The organism is Brevibacterium sp. CT2-23B, assembly GCF_013168765.1.
Taxonomy (GTDB): domain Bacteria; phylum Actinomycetota; class Actinomycetes; order Actinomycetales; family Brevibacteriaceae; genus Brevibacterium; species Brevibacterium sediminis.
In genome coordinates this window covers 698,284-711,060 of sequence record NZ_JABBYK010000002.1, presented here as the reverse complement: position 1 = coordinate 711,060, position 12,777 = coordinate 698,284, and the positions used below count along the sequence as shown (strand labels likewise).

Genomic DNA, 12,777 nt, shown 5'->3' with positions numbered 1-12,777 from the left:
TGAACCGAGCGTATCAGCACGACTCTCGCCGCACACTCAGCCGCAGTGCAGTTGCGGTGTGTGCGCTCAGTCGATCGAGGAGCCGTGCCCGATCACGGGGCCGATGATCCGGTCGGTGGGGATGAATCCCCCACCGGGCCGTCCCAGCAGCGACCTGGAGTCGGCGGAGTCGTTGCGATTGTCGCCCATCACCCACATGGTGCCCTCGGGGACTTCGATGGAGAATTCCACCGACGAGGCGGGGGCCGGCGCATAGTCCTCGGTCAGAGGCTTGCCGTTGAGCAGCAGACGACCCTTCGCGTCGCAGCATTCGAGGCTGTCACCGCCGACGGCGATGACGCGTTTGACGTAGTAGACGTCCCGAGGGCCGAGTCCGACCCAGGAACCGATCTTCTGCAGAGGAGTGGGCAGCGCATCGTCGACGAACGATCCGCGGCCGTCGAAGACGACGATGTCTCCGCGTTGGAGGTCTCCACGCAGGGCGTCCGGGCGCCACACTGTGATCGAATCATCGACATTGAGCGTCGGCTCCATCGAGGCGCTCGGAATGGTGAAGCGCTGGATGACGAATCCGCGGATCGATCCGCCGAGCACGATGATGACGACGACGATCGCCACGATCGCCTTCCAGAACCGTGCCGAAGACAGAAGACGCGACCCGAAGGTCGCGTCTTCATGTCTGTTCGGCACCGTGTGATCATCGCCCACAGTGCCGGGCAAATCAGGCCTTTTCGCGGATGCGAGCGGCCTTGCCGCGCAGTTCGCGCAGGTAGTACAGCTTCGCACGGCGCACAGCGCCGCGGGTGAGCACCTCGATCTTGTCGACGTTGGGCGAGTGCACCGGGAAGGTACGCTCCACACCGACGCCGAAGCTGATCTTACGGACGGTGAAGGTCTCGCGAACGCCGTCGCCCTGACGACGGATGACGATTCCCTTGAAGACCTGGATACGCGAGCGCGAACCTTCGATCACCTTGACGTGAACGTTGAGGGTGTCGCCCGGACGGAATTCGGGAACGTCAGACTTCAGCGAGGCTGCATCTACAACATCGAGCTTCTGCATTGTGGTTTCTCCTGTGGCCTCTGCTTCAGGTCGAGGACACGCATATCGGACCGGTGTTCCGGTAACTGGATCGTCTGTCGGGATCTCTCCCCGTCGACCCGCCGAATCGATGCGACGGGCCACCGTGGGCACTCATCCCCCTGAAGCAGGTGAGTGCCAACAAACGCGACGCTCTATTCTGTCACGGTTGAGCGCTCAGACTCAAACCGCTCGAGCGCGGCCAGGTCGTCCTTGCTCAGGTCATCGAGCTTCTCGAGCAGATCCGGTCTGACATCCGCGGTGCGTTCGAGACGTCGGTCACGTCGCCACCTGGCGATCGCAGCGTGGTTGCCGCTGAGCAGGATCTCGGGCACTTCGCGTCCGCGCCAGGACGCCGGCTTCGTATAGATCGGGTATTCGAGCAGTCCGTCTTCGTGGCTCTCCTCGGTCAGCGACTCGGGGTTTCCGATGACGCCGGGGATGAGGCGGGTGACCGCTTCGATCATCACCATCGAGGCGACTTCACCGCCGTTGAGGACGTAGTCGCCGATGCTCATGGGCAGCAGGTCGAAGTGCTCCCCGGCCCAATCGATGACGCGCTGGTCGATTCCTTCGTAGCGTCCGCAGGCGAAGACCAGATGCTCACGGGCGGCGAGATCCTCGGCGATGCGCTGATCGAACACCTGCCCGGCAGGGCTGGGCACGATGAGCGTCGGCTTGCCTCCGGCTGCCGGACCGGATGTCCGAGCGCCGTCCGCACCTTCACCCACCGCAGCGCTGCCGCGACCTGCCAGGATGTGCTCGAGAGCCAGCGCCCAGGGTTCGGCCTTCATGACCATTCCCGCTCCCCCGCCATAGGGCGAGTCATCGACCGTGTTGTGCCGGTCGAAGGTGAAGTCCCGCAGGTCGTGGACGCCGAGGCTCAGCTGACCACGATCGACGGCCTTGCCGATGAGCGAAAGCTGCAGTCCGGCGAGATATTCGGGGAAGATCGACACGACATCGATCGACATCTGCGGTCCGACCGCCTCGGCGCGGGTCGCACCCTGGGTCACCGGGTCCGTTCCGGTCGCCTCGGCGGGGGTGTCGGTGCCATTCATCGGGAACGGTTCGCTCATTCGGCGTCGAAGAGGCCGGCGGGCGGGGTGACGGTGACGCGGCCCGAGTCGATGTCGACATCGGGCACGATCTCGGTGACGAAGGGGATGAGCACAACGTGACCGGCGGTGTGCTTCATGTGGAGCAGATCCTGGGCGGTGCCGTTCGTGACGTCGACGATCTCGCCGACGAGCGCGTCGTTCTCATAGACCTTGAGGCCGATGAGGTCGTCGAGGTACCAGGCGTCAGTTTCGTCTTCGTCCTCATCCGCCTCGGCGAGGATGAGGGTGTTGCGGATCTCCTCGGCGCGGTTGCGGTCGGGGACTTCATCGAAGGCCAGGAGCAGGCGATCGCGGTGCCACCTCGCCGACTTCAGCGTCAGCTCTCCGATATCGGGATCCGTGGCGAAGGTCGCCCCTGGATTGAGCCGGTCCTCGGGTCGGTCGGTGCGCACCTCGACGGTGAACTCGCCCTTGATTCCGTGCGGCTTGCCCAGCCGGGCGATCACCGTGTCCATACTGCTCCTCGAGGTCTGCTGTCGCTGTCTGTTCGGCCGGCCCTGCACTGAGGTGACTGCGCTTCTGCGGTCGTACGGCGGGCCGCCCTGTTCAGGCACCAGTGTAGTCGGCGACGGTTAAGTGAATGCACGAGAGGGGATGCAGCGCACGTGCGCTGCATCCCCTCTCGGATGTTGGAATTACGCCTCGATGAGGTCCACTCGCACCGACTCACGGCCGGCCAGCGAGTTCATCACGGTGCGCAGGGCCTTGGCGGTCCTGCCTGCACGGCCGATGACCCGGCCGAGGTCTTCGGGGTGAACCCGGACCTCGAGGGTCGTGCCGCGCTGCGAAGAACGCGAACGGACGGAGACGTCGTCGGGATGATCGACGATTCCGCGGACCAGATGTTCGAGCGAATCAGGCAACATCTCAGGCTTCAGCGCTTTCTTCAGCGGCCTCAGGTGCGGCTTCGGCTGCTTCCTCGGCCGGAGCCTCGGCAGCTTCAGCGGACTTGCCGCCCTTCTGCGTGATGGCTTCCTTGATCACCGATTCGGCGTTGGGTGCCACGTAGGCTTCCTTCTCCGGCTGCGGCTTCACGGTGTTGACCGCTTCGCCTTCGCCGGTGAACTTCTGCCAGTCACCGGTGAGCTTGAGCAGAGCCTTGACCTGGTCGCTCGGCTGTGCGCCGACGCCGAGCCAGTACTGTGCTCGCTCGGAATCGATCTCGATGACCGAAGGCTCACGGGTCGGGTGGTAGATGCCGATCTGCTCGATGGCCTTACCGTCACGACGGGTCTTCGAGTCAGCGACCACGACGCGGTAGAAGGGTGCACGGATCTTGCCCATGCGGGTCAGACGAATTTTGACTGCCACTTTAGTGGTGTCTCCTTTTGTGTTCTGTGTGCACAGCTGTACCAGAAGAATCGTGGGGTTGATCTGCTGGAAGCCGCGGCTCGGACTATCACTTCGGCGCGGATGAGAGGGCCCGGACCGAGAGCAAAAGTACAAGAGTCAATTGTGCCAGAAGGCTCTACTTCTTGCCACCTGGGAAGATTCCGCCGAAGCCCTTGGGCAGGTTCGCCGGATCGAACTCCTCGTCCTTGCCCAGATCGACTCCGCCGAAAGCCGAGCCGACCGGGTCCTGGGTCTTGCCCGCCTTCTTGTCCGCCAGCGCCTGTGCCTCCTGCGCACGCTTGGCCGGGTTGCCCGACTGACCGCCCTTGCGGCCCTTCTTCTTCCCTGCGGGTTTCTTCTTCTTGCCACCCGCGGCACCAGGCATTCCGCCCATTCCGGGCATCTGCGGCATACCTCCGCCACCGGGCATTCCGGGCATTCCGCCGCCGCGGGTCATCGACCGCATCATCTTCTGCGCCTGGGTGAAGCGCTCCATGAGCTGGTTGACCGCGGTGACCGTGGTGCCGGCGCCCTTGGCGATGCGGGCACGGCGGGAGCCGTTGAGGATCTTCGGGTTGGAGCGCTCCTGGGGTGTCATCGATCTCACAATCGCTTCGACTCGGTCGACCTCACGCTCGTCGAAGTTCGCCAGCTGCTCCTTGTACTGGCTCATGCCGGGCATCATGCCCAGCATCTTCTTCATCGAGCCCATCTTCTTCAGGCCCGCCATCTGCGTGAGGAAGTCGTTGAGGTCGAAGTCCTCGCCGGATTCGACCTTCTTCTTGAGCTTCTCGGTCTCTTTTTCGTCGAAGTTCTTCTCGGCCTGCTCGATGAGCGTCATGATGTCGCCCATGTCGAGGATCCGGTCGGCCATCCGGTCCGGATGGAACTGCTCGAAGTCCTTCATCGATTCGCCCGTGGAGGCGAACATGATCGGCTTTCCGGTCACCTCGGCGACGGACAGCGCGGCACCACCGCGGGAGTCACCGTCGAGCTTCGAGAGCACCACGCCGGTGAAGTCGACGCCGTCGAGGAACGCCTCGGCGGTCTTCACCGCGTCCTGACCGATCATCGCGTCGATGACGAAGAGGACTTCGTCGGGGTTGACCGCGCTGCGGATGTCCGCGGCCTGCTGCATGAGCTCCTCGTCGATGCCGAGGCGGCCGGCCGTATCGACGATGACGACGTCGTGGAGTTTGGACTTCGCGACCTCGATCGAGTCGGTGGCGACCTGGATCGGATCACCAACGCCATTGCCCGGTTCCGGGGCGTAGACCACGGCACCGGCACGCTCGCCGACGATCTGGAGCTGGTTGACGGCGTTGGGACGCTGCAGGTCGGCCGCGACGAGCATCGGCCGGTGGCCCTCGGACTTCAGCCAGTGCGCGAGCTTTCCCGCCAGGGTGGTCTTACCTGCACCCTGGAGGCCGGCGAGCATGATGACCGTCGGCGGCCGCTTGGCGAAGTTGAGTCGACGGGTCTGACCGCCGAGGATGCCGACGAGTTCGTCGTTGACGATCTTGACGACCTGCTGGCCGGGATTGAGTGCGCCCGAGACCTCCTCGGACAGGGCGCGTTCACGGATCCGGCCGGTGAAGGCACGCACGACAGGCAGAGCGACGTCGGCGTCGAGCAGGGCACGTCTGATCTCACGGATGGTGGCATCGACGTCGGCTTCGGACAGCCGGCCCTTCCCGCGCAGATTCTTGAAAGTCGCGGTGAGCCTGTCGGACAGAGAGTTAAACACGTACAAGCCTTCTTCACGATGGTTTGGTCGACTCTCTAGACTAGCAACTCACCCGGGTCCGGCTGAAACCGCGCATGCTGGCAAACCCCCGTGAGCCCCGGTGAACTCCTCACCGAGGCGGCCCGTCTTCTGACGCCGCCTCGCTGAGGATGCCCTTCTCGCCGCCATCACCCGGCGAGCGTCCCAGTACGCCACTCGCGAGGCATCCCTCACCGCTAGCGGTTCACCCGACATTTCCTCGCAAAACACGCTGGCAGTCGCATACCCACTCGTTACACCCAGGCGGATTGCGAGGAGCGGTGAGGGATGCCCGACTGGCTGTAGGAGATAGACCAAGCGGTGAGGGATGCTGCACGCCGCAGAGGTGAGGGCCGAGATTCAGCTGGCCGCGGCCGGCGACCGGGGAAGCCGCCGCGGGCGGCCGCGATCACCGGAAGGAGTAGGCCTGCTCCGCGTGCTCGTAGGTGTCGATGCCCTCGAGCTCCTCGCGCGGGTCGATCCGCAGCCCCATCGTCTGCCGCAGCACCAGCGAGATGGCCAGCGTGACGAGTCCGGCGAAGACGATGGCCACGAGGCAGGCGAGCACCTGCGCGATGAGCAGTTCGAGTCCGCCGCCGTAGAAGAGACCGGCCGGTCCGTCCTCGTGGGGGAAGGCGAAGAAGCCGATCATCACGGTGCCGATGATTCCTGCGACGAGGTGGACGGCCACCACGTCGAGAGCATCGTCGTAGCGCAGGCGGTTCTTCGCCTCGACGGCGAAGATCGCTCCCGCTCCTGCGGCGATGCCGATGAGCACGGCGGCGTAGGGATCGACGTTGGCGCAGGCCGGGGTGATGGCGACAAGGCCGGCGATCGCACCCGAGACGCTGCCGATGCTGGACGGTCGCGAGGCCCGCAGACGTTCGATCATGATCCAGGTGATCATGCCGGCTGCCGGAGCGGCCAGGGTGTTGATCCAGATGAGTCCGCCCTGTTCGATCGTCGAGGCGGCACCGCCGTTGAAGCCGAACCAACCGAACCACAGCAGGGCCGCACCGAGCACGGTGATCGGGATGTTGTGCGGCTTGTGCGGGGTCGAGAAGCGGGCCCGGCGCCCCATGACGACGACGAGGACAAGTGCGGAGATGCCGGCATTGATATGAACGACGGTGCCGCCGGCGAAGTCGATGGCGGGCCCGAACAGGCTGCCGATCGCTCCTGATTCGCTGAGCAGTCCGTCGCCCCAGACCATGAACGCCAGCGGGCAGTATACGAGGGTGACCCAGGCGGCCGAGAAGACCAGCCAGGTGGAGAATTTCGCTCGGTCGGCGACGGCACCGGCGATGAGTGCGATCGCGATCATCGCGAACGTCGAACCGTAGCCGATCGAGATCAGCGAGGCGGGGTCGTCGGCGACGGCACCGGTGAGTCCGAGCTGGGACAGCGGATTACCGACGAGCCCGGCGATCGAATCACCCGAGCTCAGGCCGTATCCGTAGAGCACCCAGACGAGCCCACCGACGGCCATTGCGGAGAAGACCATCATCATCATGTTGATCGCCGAGGTGATGCGCGTCATCCCGCCGTAGAAGAACGCCACCCCGGGGGTCATGAGCAGGACCAGCCCTGCCGCGACCATCATCCATACGTTCACTGCATCGAGTTCCATGTCGTCTCTCATCTGTCGAAGCCGGTTCCGGATCGAACCGCGCAGAGACAGTCTCCATGACGCATGTCACAGTGATGATTCGGCTATGTTTCGTGATTATGACAAGCCGGGTCTCTCCCAGCATTCACAAGGGTGAGACCCGGCAGAATCCATCCGCAGATTCGGTGTGCGAAATCAGTCGAGCAGTGCGTCGACGAACCCTTCGGCGGTGAATGGCGCCAAGTCGTCCGCGCCTTCGCCGAGGCCGATGAGCTTGACCGGCACCCCGAGCTCACGCTGAACGGCGACGACGATTCCGCCCTTCGCGGTGCCGTCGAGCTTGGTGAGCACGATCCCGGTGATGTCGACCGCCTCGGCGAAGACCTTCGCCTGCTGCATGCCGTTCTGACCGGTGGTCGCGTCGAGGACGAGGAGCACCTCGTCGATCTCGTGGCCCTCCCCCAGCGGTCGGGTGGCCACTCGTTTGACCTTGCCGAGTTCGTCCATGAGTCCGCGTTTGTTCTGCAGACGTCCGGCGGTGTCGATGAGGACGACGTCGGAACCGTCGGCCTGTCCCTTCTCGACGGCCGAGTAGGCCACCGAGGCGGGATCGGCACCTTCTTCCTTGCGCACGGTTTCGACGCCGACACGTTCACCCCACGTGGCCAGCTGTTCGGCCGCGGCAGCGCGGAAGGTGTCCGCGGCACCGAGCAGCACGGACTTGTCCTCAGCGACGAGCACGCGGGCGATCTTGCCCACCGTCGTCGTCTTCCCGGCACCGTTGACCCCGACGACGAGGATGACGGAGGGGTCACCGTCCTTGCCGGTGTCGGCGAGCGAGCGGTCCATCGTCGGATCGACGAGTTTGATGAGCTCTTCGCGCAGCAGCCCGCGGACCTCTTCGGGATCCCGGGTGCCGAGCACCTTGACGCGTTCGCGCAGGCGGTCGACGAGCTCGGTCGTCGGTTCGACGCCGACGTCGGCGAGGATGAGCGTATCCTCGATCTCCTCCCATGCGGACTCGTCGAGGTTGTCACGGGAGAGGAGGTTGAGCAGTCCGCGTCCGAGCCCGCTGTTCGACTTCGCCAGGCGCTCGCGCAGGCGGACGAGGCGGCTGGCCGGTTCGGTGGGGACCTCGGAACCGCGCGCTTCGGCTTTGTCCTTCTCGACCGCCTCGGCGACGTCATCGATGCTCAGCTCACCGGTGACCTCCGCATCGATGCCGCGCCTGTCATCGAGGCCCTTCTTACGCGCATTGACGCGCAGCGAGATGCCCACGCCGACGACGAGAGCGAACACGATCGCCGCGACGATGAGCAAGATGATCGGCTGATCCATGGTTCTTCCGTCCTCCTTTGAGTGCCGCCGTTCGGGCCGCCGGCACTCGAGTTCCCGGACTCTTCCGGTGGTGTCAGTGTGTCGGTGAGCGCGCCGGAATCAGTCGGCGCGGTCTCCGTTGTCGCGGGCCTCGACCGCTCGAGGCCGCATGGGTCTTAAGGTCAGGATCCGCGGCTGCCGAAGAGCAGCCCGGCGGTGGTCTTCCACCCTGTTCCCGACTCGGGGATCTTCCAGTGGCGGGTGCGCGGGCGGACCGTGATGAGCGAGGGCGCGGCATGGCGTCGGGGCTGTGGCCGGAGCACATAGGAGTGGTCGCGGATCGCGGTCACCGCCGCCTGTTCCCTGGTCGCCAGGTGCGAGGTGCCGTCATCGTGGCCGAAGAATTCGTGGACTTCGTCGTCGTAGCCGGTCCACTCGGGCGGCAGACGGAATCGCTGCACGTCGGAGGAGTATCGCAGGCGTCCTTCGGCGCGCAGGCCGGGCAGAGCCACGAGAAGGACGACGACGAGTGCCAGGGCGAAGGAGATCGCAAGTCCGACGATGACGACAAGTACCGAATTCATGCCCTCGAGCCACCTCGCAGTACAGCAGCCTCGGCCATGGACGTCCCGCTCCTCACATTCTTCGAATACCTGTGTCTCGGCCCAAGTCTATAGTCCCCGGCCACGACTATTGTGCTCGCCCGCCGTACGGCAGTTGCAAAATTCCCTGGGACTGTCCTGGGCATCACCGTCAAATGGCCTTGTGCCCCAGCGGCGGGCCTGCCACCTCGGGCGCGCCGGCCGAAGAGCGGACTGCCGATCACGGAATCCGCTGCGATATGACTTTCGACACCCCGTCGCCGTGCATCGTCACTCCGTAGAGGGCATCGGCGATCTCCATCGTCCGCTTCTGGTGGGTGATGACGATGAGCTGCGAGGAGTCCTGCAGCTCCTTGAACACCGTGAGCAGGCGCGAGAGGTTGAGATCGTCGAGGGCCGCTTCGACCTCGTCCATGACGTAGAACGGGCTCGGCCGGGCCTTGAAGATCGCGACCAGCATGGCCACGGCCACCAGCGACCGCTCGCCTCCGGAGAGCAGAGACAGACGTTTGACCTTCTTGCCGGCCGGGCGGGCGTGCACGTCGACGCCGGTGGTGAGCATATCGTTCGGATCGGTCAGGCTCAAGGCGCCCTCACCGCCGGGGAAGAGACGGGAGAAGATGTCCTCGAACTCCCGCGCCGTATCCGCATAGGCTTCGGCGAAGACGCGTTCGACGTGCCGGTCGACCTCCTCGACGAGCTGCATGAGGTCCTTGCGCGAGGATTCGATGTCCGCGATCTGCTTCTCGAGGAACTGATGCCGCTCCTTCAGCGCCTCATACTCCTCGAGCGCGAGCGGATTGACCGTGCCGATGCGCTTGAGCTGCGACGCCGCCTGCTTCTGCCGCTTCTCCACTTCCGCGCGCACATACGGCCGGTCCTCGACGTCCTCCTCGAACGACGGAACGGGCAGATGCGGCCCGAATTCGTCGATGAGGCGGTCGATTCCCAACCCCGTCTCCTCCTCCGATCGGTGCGCGATCTCCTCGAGCCGAAGTCGGAAACGCTCCTTCGCGAGTTCGGCTTCGGCCGCGGCGTCCTTGAGCTTCTGCAGCTGGGTTCGCGTCGATCCCAATTCCTCGCCTAGGCGGCCCTTCTCTTCGCGCAGACCGCCGCGTTCATCGACGAGAACCTGGATCGCCTCACCGAGTTCGGCCACCGTTGAGGCGGCGAGCTCCGCGGCTTCGGCCGCGGTTTCGGCGATGAGCTGCACCGAGGCTGCCGCCCGCTTCTTCTTCGCGATAGTGCGCTGCGTCTGCTCCCGCGCCGCTTCCTCGGCCTTCGCCGCCCGCAGGAGGGATTCCACCCGGTCGCTGAGGAACCGGGCCCGGTCGGCAGCCGACCGGTGACTGATGCGGGCTTCGACGAGGTCTTCCGAAGCTTGGGCGACCTGTGCGCTGAGTTCATCCCGGGCGGCGGTATCGACGACTTCGTCGACCTCGGCGGCTCCGGCCAGTGCTGCCGCGGCCGATTGAGAGTCCCGTTCGGCGGCGGCGAGGCGGGATTCGAGTTCGGTCGCGTTCTCCTGCGCGCGCTGCAGGCGAGTGCGAGCCACACCGATCTCACCGGTGATGCGCGAGACCTCTTCGGCCGCGGCCATGATCTTCGCATCCGAGGAGTGGAGAGCATCGAGGGCTGCGGCTGATTCCTCACGTGCGGCGGTCAGGCGGGGTTCGAGTTCGCTCAAGGAGGCGTCGAGCTTCCTCGCCCGGTCGTCGAGTTCGGCGATGAGGGAATGGGTGTCCTCGAGCGCGGTCTGTGAGGCCAGCCGTGTGCCCGAGGCGGTGCGGGCCCGGCTGATGCGGGTCGCGGTGAGCACTTCACCGTGGACGGTGACAGCGGTGAGTTCGGGCCGGGCCGCGGTCAGTTCGATTCCGGTGCGCGCATCGGGGACGCAGACGACACCGTGCAGCGCCCGGGCCAGCAGAGCACGCAGTTCGGGGACGTCGCTGTCGACGACATCGGAGAGCCATCGCAGGCCTTCTGACGCAGGCAGCTCCAGCAGAGCGTCAAGGGTGGTCCCACCACCCTTCCCTGCTGCTGGTTCGACTCCGGCGGGAATCGTCAGTGACACGTTCGTGTCCTCTCCGAGGTGGTCGAGCACTGCCAGCGCCGCTGCGCTGTCATCGACGATGACACCGGAGACCGTCGTCGACAGGGCCGCTGCCGCGGCCATTTCGAACCCATGGTCGACACTCAGTCTTTCTGTCACGGCCGTGCGCACTCCCGGCAGGTCCGCATTGACGATGTCTTCGAGGTCGGCTTCCAGGGCGGTGCCCAACGCCAGGGCTTCCGCGCGCGCCTTCGCCGATGACAGTTCGGACGCGACCTGCGCCCGCTGCTCCTGCAGCTCAGTGCGTTCGGTCTCCAGCTTCTCGAGGCTCTTCTGCGCCGCCTCGTACGCGGAATCGAGTTCGGTCTCACCGGCTTCGACGTCCTCGACACCAGTCTCGGCCGATTCGAGTTCCCTGCTGCGTTCGGCGATGCGGGCGGTGACGGTGTCGATCTCCGCGCGGTTGGCTTCGATTCGGGATTTGAGGTCGGTGATCCGCTCGGCCGCCTGGGTCTGCTTCGACTGCAGCGCCGAGCGGTTCTTCACCGCTTCGGTGATGGCAATCTGTGCTGCCTTGACCTCGTCTTCGGCGGCGCGCAGGGCTTGGGTGAGCTCTTCCTTCCGCTGCTGGCTGGCCTCGAGTGCGTTCGTCTTCTCGGTCACGGCCGCCTCGGCGTCGGTGAGTTCGGAACGGTTGCGTTCGGCCTGGGCGCGCAGCTCTTCGGGTGACTTCGCTTCCCTCTGCCCGAGGCTCGTGACCTCCGAGAGCAGGTGGGAGCGCTTGTCCGCGGCACGTTGGCTCAGTCCTTGGGCGCGCACGACCTGCGTCTGTGTCCGCGATTCGGCGGTGCGTTGGACGTCGAGTTCGCTGTCGAGTTCGGACAGCCGGGCTTCGATCTCCGACAGGCGCGCCTCGGCGCGGGTGCGGCGGTGGTCGAGTTCGGCGATGCGGTCGCTGTGGTCTTCGCCCTCGCTCGTCGAGGCCAGGGAGGACTGCATCCTCACAGCGTCGTCGGCGAGCAGCCTGGCGGTGGCGTCACGCAGCGTCGCCTGCACGGTCGCTGCCTTCGCGGCGGCTTCGGCCTGCCGTCCCAAGGGCCCCAGCTGCCGGTTGAGTTCGGTGCGCAGATCGGTGAGGCGGTCGAGGTTCGTCTGCAGTCCGGTGAGTTTGCGGACCGCTTTGTCCTTGCGGCGGCGATGCTTGAGCACCCCGGCGGCCTCTTCGATGAAGCTGCGCCTCTCCAGCGGGTCGGCATGGAGGATCGCGTCGAGGCGGCCCTGACCGACGATAACGTGCATCTCCTTGCCCAGGCCGGAGTCGTTGAGCAGCTCTTGGATGTCGAGCAGCCTCGCCGGTGCCCCGTTGACGGCGTATTCGGATCCGCCGGTGCGGAACAGGGTCCGCGAGATGGTCACCTCGGTGTAGTCGACGGGGATGGCCCCGTCGGTGTTGTCGATGGTCAGAGTCACCTCGGCGCGCCCCAGGGCCTGACGTTTCGAGGTTCCGGCGAAGATGACGTCGTCCATCTTTCCGCCGCGCAGATTCTTCGCACCCTGTTCGCCCATCACCCAGGACAGGGCGTCGACGACATTGGACTTGCCCGAGCCGTTCGGTCCGACGACGCAGGTGATTCCCGGCTCGAATCGAAGGGTCGTCGCCGAGGCGAAGGACTTGAATCCCCGCAGTGTCAGGCTTTTGAGATGCATATTGGGCACCAGCATATCCGCAGGCGGCGGCGAGATCCCGAATCTTTTGGTAGAGTTTCTCCTCGTGCGTAGACGACTGCGCCGTTTTCCTCCGTAGCTCAGTTGGCAGAGCATTCGACTGTTAATCGAAGGGTCGCTGGTTCGAGCCCAGCCGGGGGAGCTGGAAGGGGCCCTGTCGTGCGCGGCAGGG

Annotated in this window: 11 protein-coding genes and 1 tRNA gene; 1 reads left to right on the top strand and 11 read right to left on the bottom strand. The window is 65.4% G+C overall.

Translation table 11 applies throughout. The features are described 5' to 3' along the window. Positions 1 to 66: 66 nt before the first annotated feature. The 11 genes from lepB to smc form a co-directional block, all read right to left on the bottom strand. On the bottom strand, positions 67 to 690 hold the full coding sequence (lepB, locus tag HIM68_RS08435; protein ID WP_139468809.1) for a signal peptidase I: 624 nt from the start codon (positions 688 to 690) through the stop codon (positions 67 to 69). 31 nt (positions 691 to 721) lie between these two features. Further along, entirely contained in the window at positions 722 to 1,063 is a 342-nt protein-coding gene (gene rplS, locus HIM68_RS08430) for a 50S ribosomal protein L19 (RefSeq protein ID WP_025777317.1), read from the bottom strand. Positions 1,064 to 1,236: 173 nt separating this feature from the next. Further along, positions 1,237 to 2,055, bottom strand: coding sequence for a tRNA (guanosine(37)-N1)-methyltransferase TrmD (gene trmD / locus HIM68_RS08425; protein ID WP_172171457.1), 819 nt, complete (start codon positions 2,053 to 2,055; stop codon positions 1,237 to 1,239). 101 nt (positions 2,056 to 2,156) lie between these two features. Continuing rightward, positions 2,157 to 2,657, bottom strand: a complete 501-nt coding sequence (gene rimM / locus HIM68_RS08420; RefSeq protein ID WP_139468810.1) for a ribosome maturation factor RimM — start codon at positions 2,655 to 2,657, stop codon at positions 2,157 to 2,159. A 180-nt stretch (positions 2,658 to 2,837) separates the two neighbouring features. Further along, positions 2,838 to 3,068 (bottom strand): RNA-binding protein, encoded by a 231-nt coding sequence (locus HIM68_RS08415; RefSeq protein ID WP_039210974.1) that lies wholly within the window; start codon positions 3,066 to 3,068, stop codon positions 2,838 to 2,840. 1 nt (position 3,069) lies between these two features. Next, complete coding sequence (gene rpsP / locus HIM68_RS08410) at positions 3,070 to 3,513, bottom strand: 30S ribosomal protein S16 (RefSeq protein ID WP_139468811.1); 444 nt, start codon at positions 3,511 to 3,513, stop codon at positions 3,070 to 3,072. 157 nt (positions 3,514 to 3,670) lie between these two features. Continuing rightward, on the bottom strand, positions 3,671 to 5,281 hold the full coding sequence (ffh, locus tag HIM68_RS08405; RefSeq protein WP_172171299.1) for a signal recognition particle protein: 1,611 nt from the start codon (positions 5,279 to 5,281) through the stop codon (positions 3,671 to 3,673). 427 nt (positions 5,282 to 5,708) lie between these two features. Next, entirely contained in the window at positions 5,709 to 6,929 is a 1,221-nt protein-coding gene (locus tag HIM68_RS08400; protein ID WP_139908450.1) for an ammonium transporter, read from the bottom strand. A gap of 174 nt (positions 6,930 to 7,103) precedes the next feature. Continuing rightward, positions 7,104 to 8,246, bottom strand: a complete 1,143-nt coding sequence (gene ftsY / locus HIM68_RS08395) for a signal recognition particle-docking protein FtsY (protein ID WP_172171297.1) — start codon at positions 8,244 to 8,246, stop codon at positions 7,104 to 7,106. Positions 8,247 to 8,407: 161 nt separating this feature from the next. Next, entirely contained in the window at positions 8,408 to 8,809 is a 402-nt protein-coding gene (locus HIM68_RS08390; protein WP_025777325.1) for a hypothetical protein, read from the bottom strand. A gap of 238 nt (positions 8,810 to 9,047) precedes the next feature. After that, positions 9,048 to 12,587, bottom strand: coding sequence for a chromosome segregation protein SMC (gene smc, locus HIM68_RS08385; RefSeq protein WP_172171295.1), 3,540 nt, complete (start codon positions 12,585 to 12,587; stop codon positions 9,048 to 9,050). 87 nt (positions 12,588 to 12,674) lie between these two features. Between smc and HIM68_RS08380 the strand changes: the two genes are divergently transcribed. Continuing rightward, a tRNA-Asn gene (locus HIM68_RS08380) sits at positions 12,675 to 12,747 on the top strand. The last annotated feature ends 30 nt before the right edge of the window (positions 12,748 to 12,777 follow it).